General features: G+C 39.4%; 25 protein-coding genes and 1 other annotated feature. Of the genes, 15 read left to right on the top strand and 10 right to left on the bottom strand.

Going from position 1 to position 22922, the window contains the following annotated elements; all coding sequences use genetic code 11:
* Window positions 1–14: 14 nt before the first annotated feature.
* The 4 genes from rimM to tyrA all read left to right on the top strand — a co-directional run bounded on the left by rimM (window position 15) and on the right by tyrA (window position 3098).
* Window positions 15–545, top strand: a complete 531-nt coding sequence (gene rimM, locus AC3KVK_RS11285) for a ribosome maturation factor RimM (protein WP_490312853.1) — start codon at window positions 15–17, stop codon at window positions 543–545.
* Window positions 545–1312 (top strand): tRNA (guanosine(37)-N1)-methyltransferase TrmD, encoded by a 768-nt coding sequence (gene trmD / locus AC3KVK_RS11280; protein WP_490312852.1) that lies wholly within the window; start codon window positions 545–547, stop codon window positions 1310–1312. Before rimM ends, trmD begins: the two co-directional genes overlap by 1 nt.
* Before the next feature lie 33 nt (window positions 1313–1345).
* Window positions 1346–1705 carry a 50S ribosomal protein L19 gene (gene rplS, locus AC3KVK_RS11275; protein WP_086742822.1) on the top strand — a complete coding sequence of 120 codons (360 nt, stop codon included), beginning with the start codon at window positions 1346–1348 and terminating at the stop codon, window positions 1703–1705.
* A 253-nt stretch (window positions 1706–1958) separates the two neighbouring features.
* The gene (tyrA, locus tag AC3KVK_RS11270; RefSeq protein WP_490312851.1) at window positions 1959–3098 is read left to right on the top strand and encodes a bifunctional chorismate mutase/prephenate dehydrogenase; all 1140 of its coding nucleotides are present in this window, start codon (window positions 1959–1961) and stop codon (window positions 3096–3098) included.
* 66 nt (window positions 3099–3164) lie between these two features.
* On the opposite strand, the gene pheA is transcribed toward tyrA, so the two are convergent.
* Window positions 3165–4346 (bottom strand): prephenate dehydratase, encoded by a 1182-nt coding sequence (gene pheA / locus AC3KVK_RS11265; protein ID WP_490312850.1) that lies wholly within the window; start codon window positions 4344–4346, stop codon window positions 3165–3167.
* 26 nt (window positions 4347–4372) lie between these two features.
* Window positions 4373–4493: a sequence feature (Phe leader region), on the bottom strand.
* Between the two features lie 201 nt (window positions 4494–4694).
* Between pheA and AC3KVK_RS11260 the strand changes: the two genes are divergently transcribed.
* Entirely contained in the window at window positions 4695–7694 is a 3000-nt protein-coding gene (locus tag AC3KVK_RS11260; protein ID WP_490312849.1) for a bifunctional diguanylate cyclase/phosphodiesterase, read from the top strand.
* On the opposite strand, the gene AC3KVK_RS11255 is transcribed toward AC3KVK_RS11260, so the two are convergent.
* Window positions 7691–8491, bottom strand: coding sequence for a response regulator (locus AC3KVK_RS11255; protein WP_490312848.1), 801 nt, complete (start codon window positions 8489–8491; stop codon window positions 7691–7693). The genes AC3KVK_RS11260 and AC3KVK_RS11255 overlap by 4 nt on opposite strands.
* Window position 8492: 1 nt before the next feature.
* Window positions 8493–8822, bottom strand: a complete 330-nt coding sequence (locus AC3KVK_RS11250) for an SUI1 family translation initiation factor (RefSeq protein ID WP_490312847.1) — start codon at window positions 8820–8822, stop codon at window positions 8493–8495.
* A 240-nt stretch (window positions 8823–9062) separates the two neighbouring features.
* Between AC3KVK_RS11250 and AC3KVK_RS11245 the strand changes: the two genes are divergently transcribed.
* From AC3KVK_RS11245 to AC3KVK_RS11230, 4 genes are all read left to right on the top strand, one after another.
* The gene (locus AC3KVK_RS11245) at window positions 9063–9368 is read left to right on the top strand and encodes an STAS domain-containing protein (protein WP_490312846.1); all 306 of its coding nucleotides are present in this window, start codon (window positions 9063–9065) and stop codon (window positions 9366–9368) included.
* A gap of 2 nt (window positions 9369–9370) precedes the next feature.
* A complete protein-coding gene (locus tag AC3KVK_RS11240; RefSeq protein WP_490312845.1) occupies window positions 9371–11026 on the top strand; it encodes an ATP-binding SpoIIE family protein phosphatase in 1656 nt (551 codons plus the stop codon).
* A gap of 75 nt (window positions 11027–11101) precedes the next feature.
* Window positions 11102–11770 (top strand): GAF domain-containing protein, encoded by a 669-nt coding sequence (locus AC3KVK_RS11235; RefSeq protein ID WP_490312844.1) that lies wholly within the window; start codon window positions 11102–11104, stop codon window positions 11768–11770.
* A 113-nt stretch (window positions 11771–11883) separates the two neighbouring features.
* Window positions 11884–13071: an amino acid aminotransferase gene (locus AC3KVK_RS11230; RefSeq protein ID WP_490312843.1), complete on the top strand. Its 1188-nt coding sequence runs from the start codon at window positions 11884–11886 to the stop codon at window positions 13069–13071.
* Window positions 13072–13100: 29 nt separating this feature from the next.
* Here AC3KVK_RS11230 and AC3KVK_RS11225 read toward each other — a convergent pair whose 3' ends face one another.
* Window positions 13101–13403 (bottom strand): YebG family protein, encoded by a 303-nt coding sequence (locus tag AC3KVK_RS11225; RefSeq protein ID WP_490312842.1) that lies wholly within the window; start codon window positions 13401–13403, stop codon window positions 13101–13103.
* A 215-nt stretch (window positions 13404–13618) separates the two neighbouring features.
* Between AC3KVK_RS11225 and AC3KVK_RS11220 the strand changes: the two genes are divergently transcribed.
* Window positions 13619–13924: a ComEA family DNA-binding protein gene (locus AC3KVK_RS11220; RefSeq protein ID WP_490312841.1), complete on the top strand. Its 306-nt coding sequence runs from the start codon at window positions 13619–13621 to the stop codon at window positions 13922–13924.
* Between the two features lie 36 nt (window positions 13925–13960).
* Here the strand turns inward: AC3KVK_RS11220 and AC3KVK_RS11215 are convergent, their stop codons facing one another.
* Window positions 13961–14266, bottom strand: a complete 306-nt coding sequence (locus AC3KVK_RS11215; RefSeq protein ID WP_490312840.1) for a DUF6170 family protein — start codon at window positions 14264–14266, stop codon at window positions 13961–13963.
* 9 nt (window positions 14267–14275) lie between these two features.
* Entirely contained in the window at window positions 14276–14791 is a 516-nt protein-coding gene (dsbB, locus tag AC3KVK_RS11210) for a disulfide bond formation protein DsbB (RefSeq protein WP_490312839.1), read from the bottom strand.
* Between the two features lie 451 nt (window positions 14792–15242).
* Between dsbB and fadR the strand changes: the two genes are divergently transcribed.
* Together fadR and AC3KVK_RS11200 are read left to right on the top strand one after the other, a co-directional pair.
* Window positions 15243–15956 (top strand): fatty acid metabolism transcriptional regulator FadR, encoded by a 714-nt coding sequence (gene fadR / locus AC3KVK_RS11205; protein WP_490312838.1) that lies wholly within the window; start codon window positions 15243–15245, stop codon window positions 15954–15956.
* A 352-nt stretch (window positions 15957–16308) separates the two neighbouring features.
* On the top strand, window positions 16309–16914 hold the full coding sequence (locus AC3KVK_RS11200) for a peroxiredoxin C (protein ID WP_490312837.1): 606 nt from the start codon (window positions 16309–16311) through the stop codon (window positions 16912–16914).
* Window positions 16915–17005: 91 nt separating this feature from the next.
* Here AC3KVK_RS11200 and AC3KVK_RS11195 read toward each other — a convergent pair whose 3' ends face one another.
* Both AC3KVK_RS11195 and smpB read right to left on the bottom strand, forming a co-directional pair.
* Window positions 17006–19624 carry a TonB-dependent receptor plug domain-containing protein gene (locus AC3KVK_RS11195; RefSeq protein ID WP_490312836.1) on the bottom strand — a complete coding sequence of 873 codons (2619 nt, stop codon included), beginning with the start codon at window positions 19622–19624 and terminating at the stop codon, window positions 17006–17008.
* Window positions 19625–19892: 268 nt separating this feature from the next.
* Window positions 19893–20372 carry an SsrA-binding protein SmpB gene (gene smpB / locus AC3KVK_RS11190; protein WP_490312890.1) on the bottom strand — a complete coding sequence of 160 codons (480 nt, stop codon included), beginning with the start codon at window positions 20370–20372 and terminating at the stop codon, window positions 19893–19895.
* A gap of 117 nt (window positions 20373–20489) precedes the next feature.
* On the opposite strand from smpB, the gene AC3KVK_RS11185 reads away from it, so the two are divergent.
* On the top strand, window positions 20490–20927 hold the full coding sequence (locus AC3KVK_RS11185) for a type II toxin-antitoxin system RatA family toxin (RefSeq protein WP_490312835.1): 438 nt from the start codon (window positions 20490–20492) through the stop codon (window positions 20925–20927).
* On the top strand, window positions 20927–21244 hold the full coding sequence (locus AC3KVK_RS11180) for an RnfH family protein (RefSeq protein WP_490312834.1): 318 nt from the start codon (window positions 20927–20929) through the stop codon (window positions 21242–21244). Before AC3KVK_RS11185 ends, AC3KVK_RS11180 begins: the two co-directional genes overlap by 1 nt.
* A gap of 48 nt (window positions 21245–21292) precedes the next feature.
* On the opposite strand, the gene AC3KVK_RS11175 is transcribed toward AC3KVK_RS11180, so the two are convergent.
* Window positions 21293–21640: an outer membrane protein assembly factor BamE gene (locus AC3KVK_RS11175; RefSeq protein WP_490312833.1), complete on the bottom strand. Its 348-nt coding sequence runs from the start codon at window positions 21638–21640 to the stop codon at window positions 21293–21295.
* Between the two features lie 80 nt (window positions 21641–21720).
* On the opposite strand from AC3KVK_RS11175, the gene AC3KVK_RS11170 reads away from it, so the two are divergent.
* Complete coding sequence (locus AC3KVK_RS11170) at window positions 21721–22080, top strand: GIY-YIG nuclease family protein (RefSeq protein ID WP_490312832.1); 360 nt, start codon at window positions 21721–21723, stop codon at window positions 22078–22080.
* Here AC3KVK_RS11170 and AC3KVK_RS11165 read toward each other — a convergent pair.
* Window positions 22022–22882, bottom strand: a complete 861-nt coding sequence (locus tag AC3KVK_RS11165; RefSeq protein ID WP_490312831.1) for a M20/M25/M40 family metallo-hydrolase — start codon at window positions 22880–22882, stop codon at window positions 22022–22024. The two genes, AC3KVK_RS11170 and AC3KVK_RS11165, sit on opposite strands and share 59 nt — an antisense overlap.
* Between the last annotated feature and the right edge of the window lie 40 nt (window positions 22883–22922).

Genomic DNA, 22922 nt, shown 5'->3' with positions numbered 1-22922 from the left:
GCGTAAGTGTAACCATGAGTCAAGAGAACACCTCAATAGTAGTAGGAAAGCTCGGAGCCCCTTACGGTATAAAGGGCTGGCTTAAGGTACATTCATTTACTGATGATCCCGTAGGGATTTTCGATTTCAGCCCATGGTTGATAGGTCAACAAGGTAAATGGCAATCTCTTGCTGTGGTCGACTGGCGTCGTCACAGTAAAGGATTTATCGCTAAGTTTGCGAATATCGATGATAGAGATCAAGCGGTTGCTTATACAAACGCTGAAATCGCTGTCGTTGAATCGCAATTACCAGAATTGCCGCAAGGTGAATTCTATTGGCGAGACCTCATCGGTATGTCTGTTGTAACTGATAAAGGTTACAGCTTAGGGACTGTCGATGACTTGATGGAGACAGGATCAAACGACGTGCTAGTTGTTAAAGCAAATAGTAACGACGGTTTTGGTCAATCTGAGCGTTTAATTCCATATTTAACAGATTCAGTTATTAAGAATGTGGATGCAGAGCTTAGGGAGATTACGGTCGATTGGGATCCAAGCTTTTAATGGTAGATAATTCGCAGTTATGGGTAGGGGTGATAAGCCTTTTCCCAGAAATGTTTGATGCAATTACTAAACAAGGCGTGACTGGTCGAGCAGTGAAACAAGGTTTAATTGATTTCCATTGTTGGAATCCTCGGGATTATGCTTTAGATAAGCATCGTACTGTTGATGACCGCCCTTATGGGGGGGGACCTGGAATGTTAATGATGGTTGAACCACTGCAAAAAGCAATTGCGCAAGCAAAAGCGGCAGCAGGTGACGGTGCAAAAGTAATTTATATGTCCCCTCAAGGGCGTAAACTAGATCAGCAAGGCGCGGCAGAACTTGCCAAGCAAGAAAAGCTGATCCTCGTAGCGGGTCGCTATGAAGGTATAGATGAGCGAATTATAGAGTCATACGTTGACGAAGAATGGTCAATAGGTGATTTTATAATGAGTGGTGGTGAACTACCTGCAATGACATTAATCGACACAGTCGCTCGATTAGTGCCTGGAGTGTTAGGACACAATCAGTCAGCAGAACAAGATTCATTTTCGGATGGCTTGTTAGATTGTCCTCATTATACTCGGCCGGAAATATTGGATGGTAAACAAGTTCCTACTGTTTTACTCAGTGGTAACCACCAAGCAATCGCGAAATGGCGGCTAAAGCAGTCATTAGGGAGAACTTGGTTAAGACGTCCAGACTTGTTGTATAACCTAGCTCTGACTGAGGAGCAGACTGAGCTACTTGCTGAGTTTCAGCAAGAACATAACTCTGTTTGTGGCTAGAAGACAGTTACACCTAGGAAAGTGAGAAATATAATGGCAAAAGTAAACCAAAATTTGATCAAAGTGCTCGAAGATGAGCAACTAAAAACTGACGTACCTGCGTTTGGCCCTGGTGACACGGTTAACGTAAAAGTACGAGTTAAAGAAGGTGCTAAAGAGCGTCTACAGGCGTTTGAAGGTGTGGTAATCGCTAAGCGTAACCGTGGTCTACACTCATCTTTCACAGTTCGTAAAATTTCGAACGGTGAAGGTGTTGAGCGTGTATTCCAAACACACAGCCCTTTAGTTGATAGCGTAGAAGTGAAGCGTCGCGGTGCAGTTCGTCGTGCTAAGCTTTATTACCTACGTGAGCGTTCTGGTAAGTCTGCACGTATTAGAGAAAAACTTAACTAATACGTCTGATTTTCAGATGCAAAAACAGGCCGATGTTGCAAAACATCGGCCTGTTTCGTTTTGGTAATACAAGACTCTCAAGCAAACTTCTTATATTCTGTGGTTCTAACGATCATACACTTTCTTAAGCTTGTTCTTAATTAACCATTTTACTTTCCATAACTGGTTCTGGTTCTGCTTTTAGGGTTTTACTTAAATCAGAATCTTGTTAGTATCTGTAATATATTATTTACTGCTGTACTGATTAATTTACATGAATAATGATCTTCAATCGCAATTGACTCTTCTTCGAGAAGAAATTGATCTATGTGATACCGAACTAGTCGCAATGTTGGCAAAACGTAATCGCTTGACGGAACAAGTCGGATTACTGAAAAAAGAATTTGGAGCACCAGTTTACGTTCCAAGCAGAGAAGCTCAGTTGATTGAAGCGCGTCGTGATCAAGCACAAAAGCAAGGGGTCAACCCTGATTTGGTTGAAGATATTCTACGACGTATGATGCGTGAATCATATCAAAATCAACAGTCTGGACTTGCCTGTGTCGCGCCCGACTTATCTCCCGCTGTGATTGTGGGTGGAAATGGGGCGATGGGGCGACTGTTTGCTAAACAGCTGCAACGATCGGGGATTGAAGTCAGAATTTTAGATAAAACCGAGCAGGTTGACCAAAAACAGATATTGTTTGGGGCTAAATTAGTGTTAGTCTCAGTCCCAATTAATGCAGTCAGTCAAGTCGTGTCATCATTACCTGCTTTAGATCCTGGTTGCTTGTTAGTGGATATAACCAGTGTCAAGGCCAAACCCCTACAAGCAATGCTAAGCGCTCATAGTGGTGAAGTTTTAGGGTTACATCCAATGTTCGGCCCAGATATCGAACATTGGGTAAAACAAACGATCGTTGTTTGTCAGGGCAGACAAGGTGAGAAGTCTGCACAGTTATTGGCTCAGTTAGCGGTGTGGGGCAGCCAGTTAGTAGATATGCCAGCAGATAAACATGATGAAGCAATGCAAATTGTGCAAGTTATGCGACATTTAACTACGTTTGTTTATGGACAGTTTTTGGCTAAACAACCTCATAGCTTAGAAGAAATCAAAGCATGCTCGTCACCGATTTATCAATTAGAGCTAATGATGGTTGGCCGTTTGTTTGCACAATCACCAGAATTGTACGCAGATATTATGCTAGCCCAGTTTGATAATGTGGCGCCTCTTTTAGATTCTTACCAAGAAACATATCAAACAACTTTAGCAAAATTACAAGCGGGTGATAAAACAGCATTGATAGAATCATTTAGTCAAGCGAAAGACTTTTTTTCAGATTCAGCGAAGCACTTCTTAAAACAAAGTAAAGCATTACTTAATAAAGCAAATGATGCCAAAGTGCTTGATTAGCGGATAAAATAAAACCGCAATGGAGTTGTGCTCCACTGCGGTTTTATTTTTTTAACCCCAAAAATATTAAACTTCGACCGCTTGTGACGGCTGTGCTTTAACTTCAACGGCTTTCATTGACTCACTAGGGTAACAGCCAAGAATTCTAATATATTCAGTCACTTCTTTTAATTCTTCCAAAGCTCGTTTTACGTTGCTCTGCGCGAGATTGGCTTCTAAATCAACATAGAATACTTCTTCCCAAGGGTTACCAGGCACGGGGCGAGATTCAAGTTTAACCAGATTAATCTGTTGTTGTTTGAAAATCATTAATGCATCAGCTAACGCCCCGGCACTTTGAGCGGTAGCCATAATCAGTGTTGTTTTGGTCGGAATTTGTTTCGACACTTGCATGGTTTTACGAGCGACAACAATAAAACGACTGTGGTTGTCAGGTTGGTTTGCGACGGCCGATTTGACGACCTCCAAGCCAGCATTTTTTCCTGCTTGAGCTGATGCAATCGCGGCACTGTTTTCGGTATTTAAGGCTTCTTGAATTGCACTTGAGGTTGAATCACAGTATGACAACTGCATGTTGCCTAAACCTTGAATAAACTGGCTACATTGGGCAAAAGGCTGGGGGTGTCCAAAAACTTTGGTTATTTGACTCAATTCAACACCGGGCTGTGCAATTAAACAATGCTCAACAGATTGGGTAAGTTCACCCACAATTGAAACTTGTGCATGCTGCAGTAAATCGTACACCTCATTGATACTACCAGAGCAGGTGTTTTCTATTGGCAGTAGGCCGTAATCAGCTTGACCAGTCTCTACCAGTTGAGTAATTTTTTGGAAGCTATCACATCCAAGTTCGATGACTTGTCCTGGACGACGACTAAAATACTTGTGGCATGCTAATTGGCTATATGAACCTTGACCACCTAAGTAAGCAACACGATTTGTTTCGTTTAGGCTTTCAGGGTTAAGGTTTTGTTGGAGCATAGCCTGCTGGTGCAGTACTGAATCTTCAATAATCGTTTGAAAGACATTGTTGACATAATATCCGTCCAAACCAAGTGATTTGCCATAAGAGATTAATTTCTCTAAAACAATTAATTCGCGCTCTTCATCGCGGATCGGCTTATTGTTGGCGATTTTATACTCAACCACCGAATGGCTGATCCTGCGTCTTTTAGCTAAAAGCACCAATAATTCTGCATCTATTTCATTGATGTCTTTTCTTAATGCGTCGAGCACATCATTTGCCATGGTTTTTTCCTCATTCCCAATGTTGCAAAAAAAAAGCCTCCCAGTTGGGAGGCTTGAATTCGTATTTGACTTTTTTATGCCGTGACTGAATCGCCTCCAATATTTTGGTGGTGCATAAAAAAGCTAAAAAAGTAAATACGCGTAATTTGTTTCATAGACTTCAATGTAAAAATACTTACTGAAAATGTCAACACTTCTTTTCAGTTGCTGATATATTAATTAAGGTTTTAACCTACTGATCAATCGAAGCAATAAAATAGTAAAAAAAGGTATGACTAAATGTGATATTCTTTTATATTCACAGAGTTAAATAAAGCAATCACGCACAAATTTTTGGAAGGTTTTGTTTTGGGATACAGTCGGTTGCCTTCGCGTTTTGGCATTCATTCGTTAAGTATTAAATTATCAATTTTAATTTCTGCGATTTGTTTGATTGCGGGGATCAGTGCTGCGGTGTTAATGCTTAAATCTGAACGTAAACAATTGATTTTTGAAGAGCATGACGCATTAAAACATTCCAGTGAAAGCTTTATTAATCAATTCAATAGGGTTATTCATAATAAAGAAGCGATTGCACAAAAGGCGAATCAAGTTGTTAAAAAACAGCTCTTTGATTTAGGGCTAACCAATGCTGAAACTCCTAAGACCCCTCTTTCATTCGTAGGTGATGGCAGTGTGCGCAGTGCTGCTCCTGATGGTTTATCGGCCGCATTCTTACCTCGCTCAGTTTACAATGATCATTACAAAAATTTATTTCATAATAGTGAAGTTCTTTGGCAGCAAATATCACCGACATTAACAGAAGAATTTTTCAATTTTTATTTCATTTCGACCAATAATTTTATACGAATATCTCCTCCAAATTGGGCTTTGCAGGTTGAAGCCGAACATCAGTTTTCGGATGATATTTTTTTCACCATCGCATCAAGTGAAAATAACCCATCTCGAGATGCAGTATGGACCCCTGTTTATTATGATGATATTTGGCATAAGTGGGTCACCAGTTTAATAGTGCCTCTCTATGTGAAAGGTGAATTCATCGGGGTTACCGGTAGTGATTTGGAGCTCAGTAATTTAATCAAGAATTTTCCTCTATCAGACCGGGAGCAGCAGTTTTTTGTTTTTGACGAAAGAGGAGAAGTGCTTGCCCATCCAAAGCTGAATCATCAGATTTTTCAGCAAGAAGGAAAAATGAATGAGTTGCTTGAAACATCAAGTAAGATAGCTGACGAGCTAAATGGCTTAATAAAAAGTGTTGTCGCTATGGATTTTAAGGATTTGTCGGATGATTTTATTGAAGATGGTGAAGTTCATTTAGTTAATATTCGAAAAATAGAGTCTCTTAATTGGTACGTAGGCGTGTATAAACAACGTTCTCGTGCACTATCTGCCTTAGATGAGTTAGAAATCAAATTTTTTGGACTCTTTCTTTTATACGCTGTTTTAGTCGCATTATTATTGCATCAAGCTTTATTTCAGCTCGTATTGAAGCGTATTTATACGCTGGTTCAATCTGTTTCGAGCTTTGGTAAAGGCCAATTCAACACGCAATTCCCTGCAGTTAATAAAGATGAGATCGGCTCACTCAACAGTGCATTTCAAGTGATGGCACTGGATATAAATAAGTTGGTTGATGGATTAAATCAGCGGATTGAAGAAAAAGAGCAAGCAGAAAAAGCTGCAAATCGATTATCAAAAGCGGTGGAGTTTTCAGGAAGCGGCGTGGTGATTGCCAACGCGAACTTCGAAATCGAATATGTTAATCCAAAGTTGATTGAGATGAGTGGTTTTGAAAAAGAGGACTTCTTAGGCTCTCCTCTTCTCAGTATTATTTCTAACGATATGCAAGTTTTGTTGGATGACATTGATATGGATATTCGTTCTCGTCATCATTGGCGTGGCGATACGGTTTTAAAGAGCATTGATGATCACCCAATTTGGGTATCGTTAAGTGTTTCTCCAATTAGAGAAGCAGATAACAGTATTTCAAGTTATGTTGCTTCGGCTCAAGACATCTCTTTTGTCAAAGAAAGCCAGCGTAAAATGGAGCAACTTGCTTACTTTGATACATTAACAGGGCTTGCAAACCGTGCTTTTTTTCGCATGCAGTTGCGAAAGTCAATGGCTTTAGCTGAGCGAGGGCATTATGCCTTCGCGTTATTTTATTTTGACTTAGATGAGTTTAAACGGATCAACGATACATTGGGACACGATGCGGGTGATCAGCTGTTATTGCAAGTTGCAAATCGTTTAAAGCAGCGGCTTCGTGCCGAAGATACCGTTGCCCGTTTAGGCGGTGATGAATTTGCTGTATTACTCAGTGGAATTGATGATAAAGATAAAGCCGCTGAAGTAGCGATGACAATTCAAGAAACAATTTGCCAACCCATTAAACTAGGTAGTAACGAAGTAATTATCAGCGCCAGTATTGGGATAACAATGGCGCCGGATGACAGCCCGGAAGAAGATCAATTACTTAAGCATGCTGATTTAGCGATGTACGAAGCAAAAGCAAAAGGGCGCAATACCTACCATTTTTATAATCAAGAACTCAATGCTGCGGCAAAAGAGCGGTTGATGATTGAGAATGAGCTGCGTATTGCCATCAAAGAGCAGCAATTTGAACTGTTTTATCAACCACAAGTTGATTGCCAGACTCTTGAGGTCGTTGGTTTTGAAGCATTAATTCGATGGTTTCATCCAACGCAAGGGATGATATCACCAGTTAAATTTATTCCTATTGCAGAGTCAACAGGTTTGATTGTGGAACTTGGTGAGTGGGTGTTGTGGGAGGCTTGCCGGTTTGCAAAACGTCTAGATGAACAAGGTAAAGGCAATAATATTTCAATTAATTTATCAGCTAGGCAGTTTAAAGACTCAAATCTGAAAGCTTTATTATCGACAATTATTATTAAAACGGGGATTAGTCCTCGAAGCCTTCATCTTGAATTAACTGAAAGTATGCTGATGGGGGATGTTGAGATTGCGATAAACCAGTTGCATGAACTTAAGACTCTAGGAGTTTCATTGTCTATTGATGATTTCGGCACGGGTTACTCCTCCTTGAGTTATTTAAAGCGTTTTCCTGTTGATATTCTTAAAGTTGACCGCTCATTTGTAAAAGATATCCCTCAAGATAGTAATGATATGGAAATCACCGCTGCGATTATTGCTATGGCACAAAAGTTGAATTTAAACGTAGTGGCAGAGGGCGTTGAAACAAAAGAACAAATTGACTTTTTGAAGAATAATAATTGTTTTATTGTACAAGGTTATTTCTTTAGTCCACCTTTGGCTGAAGGGGATGTTGCTGGCTTATACCAGCAACTGGCATTAAAACAGCACTAACCTTGATCTAATAGTTGATAAAGCAGTTGCTTGACGGTTTGAGGCTCGAAAGGCTTATCGCACATTGCATTGACACCTGATTGGGCAATGTTCGATAAGTGAGTATCGTTTGCCTCAGATGTAACCATTAAAACCGGAAGGTGAGAATGCTCTGAGCTGTTGCGTATATACTCAGTTAGTTCTTTACCATTAATTTGTGGCATGTTGAAGTCAGTCACCAATAAATCAAACATTTGCGATTGCAATATATCAATCGCCTCTTGACCATCTTCAGCTTCGACAAAATGTTGAACGCCCAAATTTGTTAAAACGCGACGAATATGATTTCGTGCCAAACGTGAATCATCGACAACCAACACCCGTATATCATGCACATCGTAAAAATCTAGCTCGAGCTCTTGTGGACTTAATACATCAAGTGTTGCATTGATGGCTCTACCTAAGTTTTCTCTTGTGAATGGCTTTGGCAAAATAGCAATGACGCCAGATTGCTTAAATTGTTCAAGTTGTTCTTTTCTTGTCTCGCTCGAAATAAGCATAAAAGGTAAGCCAGCCAAGGTGGTGTGATTTTTGATATCCTCGAGTAATTGCAGTGCACTCCCATCGGCCAGATGGAGTGCGCTGATTACTAAATCGGGGGTACTTTGTTTAATTTGTTCGAGACAAGAGATTATAGTATCGGCAAAATCAATATTGGTAATGCCTTCTAAACTTAATTCTTTTGCAATGACTTTACGCTGTGTTGATGATGGTTCAACAAGTAATATATGTAAATCTGATGGGGAGAGTTCAATCATGTTAACCTCCAGCTAGTTTAACTTTAAATCCTGCTGCTTGCAGAAGTGTTTTGAGCTTTTCTCGGTCATCACCCTGAATCTCAATGACGCCTTCTTTAAGTGATCCACCTTGACCCATTTTAGTTTTTAATATTTTAGCCAAAGCCTTCAAATCGTGTATTTCAGGATCGATACCGACAACAAGCATGACCCCTTTTCCTTTTCGACCTTTAGTCTGACGCTCTATACGAATAAAGCCATCAGAAAAAAGTTTCACTTCAAGTGGCGCTTTTTCTGCTGGTTGCGCTATTCGCCCACCATCGGTTGAATAAACTAGATTAGAGTCGCTCATATTACTACCTTTTATCACTCAGTTCAGATCTTTGATTTTAATTAATGGATATTAATACCATAGAAGAATAGGTGCAAACATAGATGAATAATAGTTTCGGTCGCTAGTTAGCTGGAATAATTGAAAAAAAGCTAAAGAAATCCGAACAATTGTATTGATAATTTTGCCATTAGCGACTTTAGTTAATAAGGACATTAATCAGGTTAAATGCCAAAATGCTTTGATAATAAGGAGAAGTGGATGAGCTTAAATAAAAGTCTTTCATCTGACGGTAAAGTTTTCACAATTCAAATAAAAGGGAAGTTTGATTTTAACCTAGTTCAATCTTTCCGCTCCGCTTATGCAGAAGTTGGTAATGAAACACCTAAAGTAATAGTTGATTTACGTGAAACAGATTACATGGACAGTTCTGCGTTAGGCATGCTGTTAAATATGAAAAAATCGCTTGGAGAGAGTGTTTCTGCTATCCAAATCGCAAACTGTCGCCCCCAAATTAAGAAAATATTACAGATATCGCGTTTTGATAAAAAGTTTGATATCGACTGATTATGAGAATATTAGTCGTTGACGATCAGCAGCTAAACCGAAAGCTGTTAACTTTTATGCTCAATGCGGAAGGTTATGATGTAGAAACAGCTGAAAATGGCCAACTTGCACTAGAAAAAATACCGATTTATCAACCGGATATAGTATTGCTCGATGTGTTGATGCCAGTAATGGATGGTTATGAGACCGCGCCACTTATCAAAGAGTTATCGAAGGATGTGTATCTTCCGATTATTTTTATTACTGCCCTTGATGATCAAAACAGTCTACAGCGTTGTTTAGAAGTAGGAGGAGATGACTTCTTAAATAAACCGTTTGATAAAGTCATTCTATCGGCCAAAATCAAAGCGCATAGTCGGACAAGAGAGTTAAGTAAAAAGTCCTATCAACAAAATCAATTGCTTGAATATCATCAAAATGAAACAGAAAGAGAGCATGAAATTGTTGAGCATATTTTTGCAAATGCCCTGCAAGATCGGCTTGTTGTTCCAGATCTTATTGATTACCACATGTCACCTGCCTCGATGTTTAACGGGGACTTATTTTTAGTTGCACCGAGTCCAGTTGGTGGTATTTATATGCTGTTAGGTGATTTTACTGGACATGGACTCGCAGCTGCCATTGGCGCACTCCCGACTTCGAAAGTCTTCTATACGATGGCGCATAAAGGTCTATCTGTCGGTGATATCGCAGCAGAACTCAATACAGTACTTACACAGTTGTTGCCTGAGCATATGTTTTGTGCAGCAACGATTATTGAATTGAGTAGCAGTGGGCGGAGCTTTTCAGCGTGGTTAGGTGGGTTGCCAGACTGTTATGTTCTTAATCAAAGTGGTCTAGTTAAACGCGTACTTGAGTCACAACACATGGCATTGGGTATATTAGATGATCATGAGTTTGAGCGAGATATCGTCCATTTTGAGGTTGAAAATACAGATCGTATTTTAGTGTTTACTGATGGCATCATTGAGGCTGCAGATCGAAATGATGATTACTTTGGTGAAGACCGAGTGCTTGACGTCATCGCTAGTTCTGAGCAAGCGGGTATTTTAGAAATTGTTGATGCAGTCAAGGAGTTTAGTGGAGATGTCGCTCAACAAGATGATTTGAGCTTAGCTTTATTGCATTGCAAGCCGAGTCCTCTTTCAAAGCCAAAAGAACAAATCTATTGTGATATTCCAGTATCATTTTCATTAAGCCTTGATGCGAGTTTACTAAAAACCACTGATCCTGTGATTCAAATGGTTAATTTAATATCAAGTATTGAAGGGGCATCTGAGCATCGCTCAAATTTATTTCTTTTACTTTCTGAGGCTTATAATAATGCCGTTGATCATGGTTTATTAGAGTTAGATTCAAACTTAAAAAATCAAGATGATGGTTTTATACTGTTTTATGAGTTGAGAGCACAGCGATTAGAAGCGTTAAGTAGTGGTGAAATCAGCTTAAACGCTATCTATGAACCACAAGAAAAAGAAATCAAATTAATTGTTACAGACTCAGGTAAAGGCTTTAAAAAAGCAACCCAGTTGACCAGCACTGATAATGAACATGAACATGGTAGGGGGGTAGGGTTGATGGCTGAAATTGCCAAAGAAGTCACTTATAACGAGATTGGAAATACCATAACGATTCGTTATCAGTTAATTAATAATTAAGCGATCTGTTTGCTACTTTTTCCTATTTTGCCATGATAGTATCAATTCTCTATTTTTAGATGTATTGATGGCTAAATGATTTCTTCATATTTAACAATTTCAGGGCTTGAATGCCCGGTTTCATTAATCGAAAGCAAAATCGAGCTTATTCAAACATATCTGAGTGAACATGCACAAGATACTCAAGCCCCACTTAGTTTTTACGTTCCTGAATTGGGAGAAGGTGGGAGTTGTAGTCTATTCGGGCACTTACAAGCTGAGCCGTTTGAGTTGAGTTCAATAGTCAATATTGCAGATAGTCTGAATCTTAAACGCCTTAATAGTTTGCAAACAATCGTAGATTGCGTTGTGAAGGAGTCGCAGGTTGATTGGTTTGGAATTTATCAAAAAGTTACGCATGATGAACAAGAGCAGTTAGTCAAGCTAGCTTATTTTGGCGCAGAAAGTCGAGCTTGTTTTCCTTTGAATTCAGTATTTGCCGCTTTGAGCAATAACGTCAAAGTAGGGCTGTCGAAACAAGCCCGCGTAATCAACGATATTCCTGCCTATCTATCTGAGGGGGGGGAGTATTATACATGTGATCCTAAAGTACTGGCTGAGTCTTGTTTACCAATACTCAATGAAGATAATCAATTACTAGGGATTATTGATGCCGAAGCATTCAAATTACACTTTTTTGATGATGAGCAGCGTGCATTGTTAATTGCTGCATGTCTTATTATCCCAAAATATCTACTTAATTAGCAGTAAAGTGATTGAAAGTAGTAGAGAATAAATATCCATTTAAAGCTAGCTTACAAAAGATGAGTTTATGTTAAGCTAGTATTTTATTAACCCCGAGTAAAGAGATACCAGCAATGTTTTCGATTTTGAAACCGTTACCAACCGATCCTATTTTAGGTTTAATGGCCGCTTATCGCCAAGATACAAATCCAAACAAAATTGATTTGGGTGTAGGCGTGTATAAAGATGAACTAGGGAATACACCTGTTCTAAAAGCTGTGAAAAAAGCAGAAGCATTTCGTTTAGAAAATGAAACGTCGAAGTCATATATCGGCTTAGCGGGTGATCTTGGTTTTTGTAGTAAAATTGAACAGCAACTTTTAGGCGAGCATCGTGCATTACTAGCGAATCGTGTAAGAACAGCGCAAGCACCTGGTGGCACGGGGGCATTACGTGTTGCAGCAGAATTTATTGTTCGTTGTAATCCAAAAGCGACAGTGTGGGTTACCACTCCTACTTGGGCCAATCATATTAGCTTATTTGAAGCTGCAGGTTTAACAGTCAAAGAGTATCCTTATTACGATTATGAGAATAAAGGGTTATTGTTTGATGAAATGGTTGAAACCTTAAAGCAAATCCCTAAGGGTGATGTCGTTTTATTACATGCTTGCTGCCATAACCCAAGTGGAATGGACTTAAATCAGGCGCAGTGGGAAATTGTTGCTGATATTGCTGCAGAAGTAGGCTTTACACCTTTGGTTGATATTGCATACCAAGGATTTGGCACAGGTCTTGATGATGACGCTGCTGGCCTTCGATTATTAGCTGATAAAGTTGATGAGTTGATTATTTGTTCATCTTGTTCGAAAAACTTTGGCTTATACAGAGAGCGTATTGGTGCCTGTTCAATTATTTCACAAACTCCGGCTATTGCAGATATTGCTAATTCTGTTTTGTTGAGCGTTGTACGCAGTATTTATTCGATGCCACCTGCACATGGCGCAGCGATAGTTGATACTATTTTAGGTAGTACAGAATTAACCTCACTTTGGCATGAAGAGTTAGCCGAAATGCGTGATCGTATAAATGGTCTACGTAACTTAATTGTTGATTCTTTAAATAAACAGACAGATCAAGATTTTTCATTTATCAAACACCAGCATGGTATGTTTTCTTTCTTAGGTATTAATAAAGAACAAATTGACCGTTTACAAAAGGAGTTTGGTATTTATATTGTGGGTTCAAGCCGAGTCAATGTGGCAGGAATAAGCCAAACAAATATCGATTACTTCTCGAAGGCTGTAGCCGAAGTTTTAAAATGAGTGTGATTGTAAAAGCGGGGTAACCCGCTTTATCCTGCTTGTTTTATCTCTGCAATTTTCCCTGAAGACTCACTTTTGCCTTTAGTCGTTTTAGTTGCAGTTTTGCTAATACCTTTTAGGGCATTAATAATATTATCTTTATCTTTGGCCATTTCGAGTGCAAGAGACTCCACTTGTTGTTCACTTAAGGGGACATCGATTGTTGAAAGAATTGATTCTAAAGACTCTGCAATATCAAGCATTTTGTCATAAGCATCAGCATCTTTTTTACTTGTAAAAGTCATCCGCTCTACTCCATTTCTTTCTACAACATATTTGACAACAACGGCCATGATTCTCTCCTAAGAGTACTGTTTTTTTATACAGTAACTTTATTGGTGTTTTTTTTCAAGTGTAAAATTTTAACAGCTTCATTTAATTGTACACTTGCGTGAGCAATTTCTCCATATCACTTCCTTTTGACAAATTTATGACCATGTTCTTTAGTTAATATGTTAGCTAAATGAGCTGACAGTCAGTCCATGGTGGACATCAAGGAGGAAATACAATGAAGTTAATGACATCTTTATTCTTAGTTATATTTACATTCGCAATGTTGAGCCCTGTCGTGATTGCAGGTGAGGAAATTGTGATTAATCCTGATACGGCAATCAGCCAAGAAGGTTTAATTAATGTAAATAAAGCCAGCGCGAAGGAACTTGAAGTGTTACCTGGAGTTGGTAAATCTAAAGCTGCAGCTATTATTGCTTATCGCGATCAATTTGGTGAATTTACATCTCTTACAGAGTTGAAAAATGTGAAAGGGATTGGTGATAAAGCGATTGCAAAATTAGAAGGGAAAGTGAAGTTTTAATGGATAAAAGGGCTGTCTCCAGCCCTTTTCTTAAATTTATTGAGTCAGTTTGAAATACTCATCTTTTGCACCCTCGAGGGTGTGTCTAATAAAATAAAAGGTTATAGGATTGGTCACGATTGGGTAGCTAATCACTAAAATAAACAAATAAAGTAATAGCCACCAACTCTCTATATTTGCTAACAATAAAAACAAAGGTGTTAGAAATAGTAATTTAATAATATTTAACACCGTCTTTTGAGGTGTGGTTAAATTTCCTTGCGCGAGTTTGATAATTTCAGCGCGTTCTGTATATCTCAACCCTTTGAGTTCAGGAATATTCCGAGATGTGAAAAAAATCATTTCTTCTCCTTAAACTGATTTTTTAATAAAAAATCGAGTCATTAGCACCAAAACAAACGCGCTACTATAAAGGCCAAAAATTATTTGCATCCATCCAGGCATACTCATCCCTAAAAAAGACCAGCTAATTTCACCGCAGTCACCTGTCGCTTCAAAAAAGCTTGGTATCCATTGATGTAGAGGCATAAAGCTTGGGAAGTTAGGCACTATCTCGCAGCTAAAAGCAAACGGGTTAGTATTTTCTTGCATGGCGATATGCTCATTGGCAATACTCCATCCCCAAAAAGCTGAAATAGCCCAGCACAGGTACCCAAACACGCGCAGCAAGAGATTATGAGGGTTAATTGCTGTTATCGCGCAGAACACTAACCCTAGCACTGCGGTGCGTTGGTAAATACACATGATACAGGGAGCTAGATTCAAGAAATACTGGAAAAATAATGCTGATATTTCGAGTATAAAAGCGGTCGCGGCCAGTGACAACCATGCAGCCCGAGAAGTTGGAAGAGATGCAATAAAATTCATTTATAACCTGTTTGTAGAAAGAGTTTTTAAGGGTGGGGCAAACCCATCCGATGTCTATTAATTTAATCTGCTGATTAAACCATACTTATAACAGATAGTGGAAGTGTGTTTCAGATAAGATGTGTAAAAGCCACGACGTAAACTAAAGAGTTAAAAGAACCAACATGTATGAAAGGGCTACAATTCAACATAAATTGAAGGAATATTGAGACCTTATAATGAAAAAAGTAGCTGTGTTTAATCACTGATTTTATGTGAGCAGATAAAATCTGCTAGCAAGTGCGAGTGAAGTCAATTAAAACTATGTGCTTAAACAAAAGTGAACACTTATCTACTTTTATTAAAAGATTCAGAGTCACGATATCTTGATACATTTTCTTGTTAGTTACGCCTCATCTGGTACAATCAGTCTTTGATGAAGTAGCATATAATTATTAAAAGTGGGATGTTGATGAGAATTTTCAAAGCGAAAAGCCCTGCCGGATTTGCTGAAGAATACATAGTTGAATCAATTTGGAATGGTGAGTTTCCTCCTGGTTCTATTTTGCCAGCAGAGAGGGAGCTTTCAGAATTAATCGGCGTCACACGTACCACTTTAAGAGAAGTTTTACAGCGTCTAGCGAGGGATGGCTGGTTAACAATTCAGCATGGTAAGCCAACACGAGTCAATGACTTCTGGGAAACCTCTGGCCTTAATATTCTCGAAACATTAGCTCGACTAGATGAAGATAAAATGCCAGACCTGATTGATCAGCTTTTGTCTGCACGAACAAACATAAGTGCTATTTATACTCGTGCAGCGATTAAAAACAATCCTGAAAAAGTCATTGAAATCCTAAAGCGTAGTGAAGAGATTGAAGATACACCACAAGCACTAGCAGAGTACGACTACCGTATGCATCACGAGTTGGCATCAGCGTGTGGTAACCCGATTTATGTGTTAACACTGAATGGCTTTCGCGGATTGTATTCTAAAATTGCGCAGCATTACTTTTCAGACGTTCGCACTCGTGACTTAGCACGCCAATTTTATAAAGATCTTATGGCATTAGCTGAGCAAAATAAATTTGATGAAGCGATTTTCTTAATGCGTAAATATGGTTTGAATTCGGGCCAAATTTGGCACGAGTTACGCAATTCAATCCCTGAAAATATCATGGACTAACGAATTAACGCTTCATTATAAAGCCCTGCATTGCAGGGTTTTTTCGTTTATACACGGAGTTATCTTTTTTCCTTCTATTTTTTCAATCATACCCATCGTAAAATCCGATTGTCTTTTAAGTAACTAGCTCAGTAGGATACTGCCTCAGTTGTGTGCTTGGTTATTCGTTTGATATAAAATGAATTAAACGGCATCAAACCACTGAATGGTTGGTATTGTTTGGTCTAAAAACTTATTAACTGGTTTTAATTTTAAAATCGGGGTTGGGTTTTGTTTTTTTGCCACAATAATAATGACAGCAACAAGAGCTTAGCTCTTAATCGATAATCATTTCAATTTATTGGAGAATACAATGGGTGTATTAGTTGGCCGTCAGGCTCCTGATTTTACAGCTGCAGCAGTACTAGGTAATGGCGAAATCGTTGATAGCTATAACCTTCACGAAACAATTAAAGGTAAAAAAGCAGTTATTTTCTTTTACCCGCTAGATTTCACTTTTGTTTGTCCATCTGAACTAATTGCTTTTGACAAGCGTTTTGAAGAATTCCAAAAACGTGGTGTTGAAGTTATTGGTGTTTCTATCGATTCACAATTCTCTCATAATGCATGGCGTAACACGCCTGTTAACGAAGGTGGTATTGGTCCAGTTAAATATGCACTTGTTGCTGACGTTAAACACGAAATCTGTCAAGCATATGACGTGGAGCATCCAGAAGCAGGCGTTGCATTCCGTGGTTCTTTCCTAATCGATGAAGCAGGTAACGTGCGTCATCAAGTAGTTAACGACTTACCTCTTGGTCGTAACATCGACGAAATGCTACGTATGGTTGATGCACTAGCATTCCATAGTGAGCACGGTGAAGTTTGTCCTGCTGGTTGGACTGAAGGTAAAAAAGGTATGGACGCAAGCCCTGCAGGTGTTGCGGCTTACCTATCTCAAAATGAAGGCGAGCTATAATTATTTAGCATTTGTTTTCGTTAAGATATAAAAAAACCGCTGTTAAGCGGTTTTTTTATATCAGCCATACCAGTATGGCTTGCTATTGATATTAAAACTTATAGCTTGCTTGCAAATAAGCAAAACGACCTTGGCCACTATGAACATTCACCGCAAAGCCCATAAAATCATGGTATGCAAAAGGAGGTTCTTCATTGAGTAAATTGGTCACACCGACAGTAAAGACTGTATTTTCGATACCGTGATAATTAAATGATGTGTCAACGGTCATCATTGAATCAACGTCACTCATTCCCTCTTTTTGAACGGCTGCTTGTTGTTCAAATGAATCAATAAAGTTAATCCCTAGGTATGCACTCATATCATTTTGAGACCAGTCAACACCTGCGGTCCAACGATATTGTGGCTGTTCAAAATCACCTTCAGCGATGTTGGTACGTTTACCACCTTGCCCATCAGGACGCTCATCTTTAAAGTCGAGAACGTAGTTTAAAATATACGAGAATTTAAAATCGCCCATTTCCGTTGGTAAGCGGTATTTCAAATCAAGGTCAAGACCAGTCGTCGATAAATCACCAATGTTTTGGAAACGGTCAAAAATCTGTACTATTTCACCAGGATCACCGGCAATTCCGGTCGGAATACGCTGTACTACAGTGGAATCAAGCCCTTTAGTATTGAGTAGGTGCTGGGTGTCAGAATCAATAATGTTTTCGATATCATAGCTGTAGTAATCAACTGAGAAGTCTAAGTTTTCGGTTACATTATAAATAAGGCCAAGATTATAGCTTTGTGACTCTTCAGGTCCTAAATCAGGGTTACCCTCAAAAATAGCCGTGTATTCTTGCGGTTCACATGCCTTACCTATGTTGCCAATCGCATCACAACGAAGTTTATCAACTAAATTTGGCGATTCATCCGTACGACCGAGCCCTAATTGTGCTAATGAAGGTGCGCGGAATGCGGTACCCCAAGAGCCACGAAGTGATACATCTTCTGTCGCACTCCATAAGAAAGAAACTTTTGGATCAGTTGTTGTACCAAAGTCACTATAATCTTCATGTCGAATTGCAAATTGCATTTCGAAATTATCCATAATTGGAACGGCAAGCTCAGCAAACACAGCTGTGTTGTCACGTTCGCCATTTGCTTGCGTGGCTTCCGTACCAAATACTTCTCCTCGTAAGAACTGGTCATCAGGATTATCACTGATGGTCTCTTTTCTGTGTTCTACACCCACAGCAACCATGACTTCACCTGTGGATATTTCCATTAGCGGGCCTGAAATTTTTGCATCCCAAATTCTATTGGTTGACTTACCAACGCGAGTTGTCGTTGTTTCAATAAAATCAAGAGCTTGCTGTGAGTTTTTTGAAGGCTCAAACGGGTCCCATGAACCATTATCAATGGCTTCTTGAACACGGCGTGAGTTAGGGAAACCATCAACACCACGCTCAACAGATTTACTTTTTATGTAACTGTAAGCAGCCTCCCAGTTCCAGTCACCGATTTCACCTTTAAGGCCTAATACAGTGCGCAGGTAATCAGAATCGACTTCTTTTTTACGGTTACCAATATCAACCATACGACGTCTCATAGTTAGATCTTGGCCAAAGAATTCATGGTCAGGCATGTTGGCAAAAGGGTGGTTAACATTATCGCCATCCATAAATAATTCATTAAAGCTTGGGCTACCGGCACCTTTGATGGTGACTTTTGAATTTTGGCCATTTAATTCTGCAAACGCACGGAATGAGTCGTTTATTTCATACTTGCCCAGATAGTTAAAACTAAAGCGTTCTGTGGAAGGAACCATCGTCATATGTGGCGCATAATCGTAGCGACAAAGCGTACCGACGATATCTTCCGCAGGACAGACATCGTCACCGAATGTGTCGGGGATGCGATTGGTTGGATCTGATTTTAATGCGATAGTGCCAGGAATACCTGAAGAACTTCTAAAATCAGTGGCAAACGGGTCATTCGGGTTTAGTGCTGTTTGGTTGGATGATTTAGCATAATCACGATCTGCATATAAAACTTCATCACGGCTAAAGTAGTCTAAAATAAAGGTGTGATTACTCTTATCAGTTGTGTTACCCCAAACAATACTTAAGTTGTCTTCAGCGCCACCACCATCAGATGTACCCCCTATTTTTCCTGAAATTTCAGCGCCATCAATATCGTCTCTTAGCACTATATTAATTACACCAGCAACAGCGTCAGAACCATAAGTTGCTGAAGCACCATCTTTTAAGATATCGACACGTTTAATCGCTGATACAGGGATATTATTAATGTCTACAAATGCAGTGTCGATCCCTTTAGCAAATGGGCTAACAGAAACTCGTCGGCCATTCACTAGAATGAGGGTTGAATCGGCTCCTAAACCACGAAGTGAGACACTCGAACCACCATTGGCAGTATCATCACTGCTGTTGGCTTGGGTTGAGAAAGTACCTTGCCCAGAAATTGGTAACTTAGCAAAGAGTGCAATTAAATCTGTGGCTCCTGTATTGGCGATATCCGCAGCAGAGAGGGTGGTGACCGGTGACGGCCCTGCGAGATCGGTTCTTTTGATGTGTGAGCCTGTGATTTCAATTTTTTCGATTTCTTCTTCTTGGGCATGCGTATTGGCAGTGAGAAGTAAAGAGCAAGATGAAATTGCAATAGCCAGTTTACTGAGACTAAATTGAGTAGCGCGTGACATGATAGATATCCTTATTACTTTATAATAATGTGAGTAAAAAACTCAATTATATTAATACCATGTAAAATAACCTGTTGCAATTAACTGTTTTGTTACAAGTTGTCGGTTCATTTTAAAATAGAAACAAGTAAGTAAACTAACGGTGGTTTAGAGGGAGAGAGTGCAAGCAAAAAAGTGGGGCAGTAAGTAATATGGCTCTGGGGGAATATTGGTGAGGCCAACAAATAAAAAAGCCGCCTGTGTAAAGCGGCTTTTATTGACAGTGTTTTTATCTTGCAGAATGCTTCATAGTGCGCTCTTTTTCGCGTGCCCAATCTTTATCTTTACCATCCGCGCGTTTGTCATGGAGTTTTTTACCTTTGGCTAAGTGAAACTCAAGCTTAACCCAGCATTTCTTCCAATACATAGCAGTTGCTACAAGAGTAAACCCGTCACGCTCGGTTGAACCGACTAAACGGTCTATCTCTCGTTTTTTTAACAATAACTTACGATAACGATAAGGGTCACAGACAACATGCGTTGATGCGCTGTTTAAAGGTTGAATCTGAGCACCCAATAAAAATGCTTCACCATTTTTAAGGTGAATATAGGTATCAGAAATATTAACTTTACCCGCACGAATGCTTTTTACTTCCCAGCCTTGTAATTCAAGGCCAGCTTCAATTTTATCTGTGAGCGAGTACTCGTGACGCGCTTTTTTGTTAAGCGCTATGGTATTGCTACCTGGTTTTGATTTTTTATTTGCCATAGTGGCGATTATTATACGGAATGTTTTAATATTTACATCCATTTTTTTAGTGCTTCGAGAACGTATTTTTTTTAGTGGTAAACCTTGCTAGAATCCCCGCATTAAATTGGAGATGTTATGCCTCAAATCAGTAGAAATGCGCTGGTGATGTACAGTGCCCAAGAAATGTATCACTTGGTGAATGATGTCAGTGCGTATGCCGAGTTTTTACCTCATTGTTCAGACGCAAAAATTATTGCTCAATCAGCTGGTGAAATGACTGCTGCCCTTGAGATTTCCAAAGCAGGTTTAAAAAAGTGGTTTACCACTAAAAATATCCTTATCGAAAATCAATCTGTGCAAATGCAATTACTCAATGGACCCTTTAAAAGTTTAAGTGGCGGATGGACATTTAAAGAACTCGATGAACAAGCATGTAAGGTTTCACTTGAACTTGAGTTTGAATTTACCAACCGATTGGTCGAGATGGCCTTTGGTAAGGTTTTCAATGACGTTGCGACCAACATGATTAGTGCCTTTATTCAACGAGCTAAGCACGTTTATGGAGTGCGTTAATGAAAATAGAAGTGGTGTATGCATTACCTGACTCAGCAACTTGTTTAAGCGTCGAGGTGCCTGAAGGGGCACAGGTTGAAGAGGCTATTCTTGCTTCGGGTATCTTAGAAAAGTGCCCGCTAATTGATAAGGACTCCCTCAGCGTGGGGATATGGAATCGAACTTGTAAATTGACCCAAATTCTAAAAGAGGGTGATCGCATTGAAATATACCGGCCTTTGATCGCCGATCCTAAAGATGCGCGTCGAAGGCGGGCTGAGAAAGCGAAAGAGGAAGGGCGCGCCAATAAAATAACCGGAGGCAAACCCTTAAAATAAAAAAGAGGCTTTGCCTCTTTTTTATTGATTCCGTACTATGTTGATTATTTAGCCTTCTAACGGGATATGAAACTCTGTAGGGACTTCGTAATCACCGCTGATACTTTTTAATTTGTCACCGTCAAAATGAACTTGGAGTGATTTACGCATTTCTGAGCTACGACCGTGATTCAGTAAGTACATATAATGCCAAACTGAATTGTCGAATGCGTCTTCAGCCACCGGCTTACCTAACACATAAAGTACTTGCTCTCGGGTCATTTCAATGCGGAGTTTATCGATGTCTTTTTGTTCTAAAAAATTCCCTTGAGGGATATTCATCCGATAAACCCAGTTTGCACATCCTGAGGTAGACAAAATCATTAATGAAACTAATAAATATTTTAACCACTGCATTCTTTATTTTAATCCTTATTGGCTTACTGATAGCATGATACCTGTTGCAGGCAATGTGGAAAAGTTTAAATTTGACCCTTATGACGATTAATAGTTCCAAAGAGGAAAATAACCCGTTAGATAATAAGCAGGCTGTGTGGTCTATTTATATAGTACAAACTCGTTTAGGGCATTGGTACATTGGAATTAGCACAGACGTGACAAGGCGCTTTAACCAGCATCAGCAAGGGCGTGGTGCTAAAAACTTACGCGGTAAACAACCGCTCACTTTAGTATTTGCTACCCCTGTGGGATGTAGAAGTGAAGCCTCGAAACTAGAAATAGCACTAAAGAAACTTACAAAAAAACAAAAGCGTGCTTGGTGCGAGCGCAACAGTGAAATTAATCATCAGTATCAAGCAACACATTCGCTAAATTTTGCCGATCTAATGCCAAACTAATGAGCTTAATAGCTTGGACTGTGGTCTGATAAAACTCGACATCGATATTAGAAAGATCATCCTTATCTGTATGGTAGTATTTATGCGTTCCGACCCCGAAATATAAAAAGGGGATGTTCTGTTCCCTAAACGCACTGTGATCGCTGGCTCGTCGCCAATCTATTTTATCTGTTTTATTCAGCCGATTAATTCGATTGTTACTACTACTAAAGGTAATCTTACTGTTAAGCGCCTCATTATATTGTTCAATAATGTTTTCAAAAGGTGCTAAACGTTTATCGGCAAAAGCTAACACATGGCCACGTTTAGGCTTGATCGCGAGCATATCTAAATTTATATTTAATACCACTTTATGACCTGCAGCTACGAGCATTGTTACCAGAGCTTTTGCGCCATTGAGGCCGTTTTCTTCCGCATCGGTCGCCACAAATAACATCGTGTGATTAATTGGCTTATGTTTGAATTGTCTGGCAAGGTAAAGTAGTGCAGCAACACCTGAGGCATTATCATCAGCCCCATTGTAGATTTTACTACCACGCTGACCAAGATGATCGTAATGCGCAGTAAACACGATAACGGGTTGCTGATTATCTAAGGCACCTAATTGGGCCATCACATTTACCCCTTGTTTATCACTGAACCCACTTTGATACTTAAATGGGTGTAAATAACGCCCTTGGTAGTGCTTGAGCTTATCGGCTTTAAATTGCTGTTCAATATACCTAGCTGCAAAGTGACTACTGGTAGTTCCTGTTTTTCTGCCCTGCATCTCATCGCTTGCTAAAGCGGTTAAATTGGCCATCAATGTGCTTGTTGACCCCAAACATGGCCAAGTAATCAGG

This window comes from Pseudoalteromonas sp. J2K-J979 (assembly GCF_058169715.2).
Note: the sequence above shows the minus strand (reverse complement) of the source record. Positions and strands in the feature narration are given on the sequence as shown.

Excerpts from the sequence above, each read along its gene's own strand:
- rimM (WP_490312853.1), top strand. The coding sequence starts at position 15 with ATGAGTCAAGAGAACACCTCAATAGTAGTAGGAAAGCTCGGAGCCCCT.
- trmD (WP_490312852.1), top strand. The coding sequence starts at position 545 with ATGGTAGATAATTCGCAGTTATGGGTAGGGGTGATAAGCCTTTTCCCA.
- rplS (WP_086742822.1), top strand. The coding sequence starts at position 1,346 with ATGGCAAAAGTAAACCAAAATTTGATCAAAGTGCTCGAAGATGAGCAA.
- tyrA (WP_490312851.1), top strand. The coding sequence starts at position 1,959 with ATGAATAATGATCTTCAATCGCAATTGACTCTTCTTCGAGAAGAAATT.
- pheA (WP_490312850.1), bottom strand. The coding sequence starts at position 4,346 with ATGGCAAATGATGTGCTCGACGCATTAAGAAAAGACATCAATGAAATA.
- AC3KVK_RS11255 (WP_490312848.1), bottom strand. The coding sequence starts at position 8,491 with ATGATTGAACTCTCCCCATCAGATTTACATATATTACTTGTTGAACCA.
- AC3KVK_RS11250 (WP_490312847.1), bottom strand. The coding sequence starts at position 8,822 with ATGAGCGACTCTAATCTAGTTTATTCAACCGATGGTGGGCGAATAGCG.
- AC3KVK_RS11245 (WP_490312846.1), top strand. The coding sequence starts at position 9,063 with ATGAGCTTAAATAAAAGTCTTTCATCTGACGGTAAAGTTTTCACAATT.
- AC3KVK_RS11240 (WP_490312845.1), top strand. The coding sequence starts at position 9,371 with ATGAGAATATTAGTCGTTGACGATCAGCAGCTAAACCGAAAGCTGTTA.
- AC3KVK_RS11235 (WP_490312844.1), top strand. The coding sequence starts at position 11,102 with ATGATTTCTTCATATTTAACAATTTCAGGGCTTGAATGCCCGGTTTCA.
- AC3KVK_RS11230 (WP_490312843.1), top strand. The coding sequence starts at position 11,884 with ATGTTTTCGATTTTGAAACCGTTACCAACCGATCCTATTTTAGGTTTA.
- AC3KVK_RS11225 (WP_490312842.1), bottom strand. The coding sequence starts at position 13,403 with ATGGCCGTTGTTGTCAAATATGTTGTAGAAAGAAATGGAGTAGAGCGG.
- AC3KVK_RS11220 (WP_490312841.1), top strand. The coding sequence starts at position 13,619 with ATGAAGTTAATGACATCTTTATTCTTAGTTATATTTACATTCGCAATG.
- AC3KVK_RS11215 (WP_490312840.1), bottom strand. The coding sequence starts at position 14,266 with ATGATTTTTTTCACATCTCGGAATATTCCTGAACTCAAAGGGTTGAGA.
- dsbB (WP_490312839.1), bottom strand. The coding sequence starts at position 14,791 with ATGAATTTTATTGCATCTCTTCCAACTTCTCGGGCTGCATGGTTGTCA.
- fadR (WP_490312838.1), top strand. The coding sequence starts at position 15,243 with ATGAGAATTTTCAAAGCGAAAAGCCCTGCCGGATTTGCTGAAGAATAC.
- AC3KVK_RS11200 (WP_490312837.1), top strand. The coding sequence starts at position 16,309 with ATGGGTGTATTAGTTGGCCGTCAGGCTCCTGATTTTACAGCTGCAGCA.
- AC3KVK_RS11195 (WP_490312836.1), bottom strand. The coding sequence starts at position 19,624 with ATGTCACGCGCTACTCAATTTAGTCTCAGTAAACTGGCTATTGCAATT.
- smpB (WP_490312890.1), bottom strand. The coding sequence starts at position 20,372 with ATGGCAAATAAAAAATCAAAACCAGGTAGCAATACCATAGCGCTTAAC.
- AC3KVK_RS11185 (WP_490312835.1), top strand. The coding sequence starts at position 20,490 with ATGCCTCAAATCAGTAGAAATGCGCTGGTGATGTACAGTGCCCAAGAA.
- AC3KVK_RS11180 (WP_490312834.1), top strand. The coding sequence starts at position 20,927 with ATGAAAATAGAAGTGGTGTATGCATTACCTGACTCAGCAACTTGTTTA.
- AC3KVK_RS11175 (WP_490312833.1), bottom strand. The coding sequence starts at position 21,640 with ATGCAGTGGTTAAAATATTTATTAGTTTCATTAATGATTTTGTCTACC.
- AC3KVK_RS11170 (WP_490312832.1), top strand. The coding sequence starts at position 21,721 with ATGACGATTAATAGTTCCAAAGAGGAAAATAACCCGTTAGATAATAAG.
- AC3KVK_RS11165 (WP_490312831.1), bottom strand. The coding sequence starts at position 22,882 with ATGGCCAATTTAACCGCTTTAGCAAGCGATGAGATGCAGGGCAGAAAA.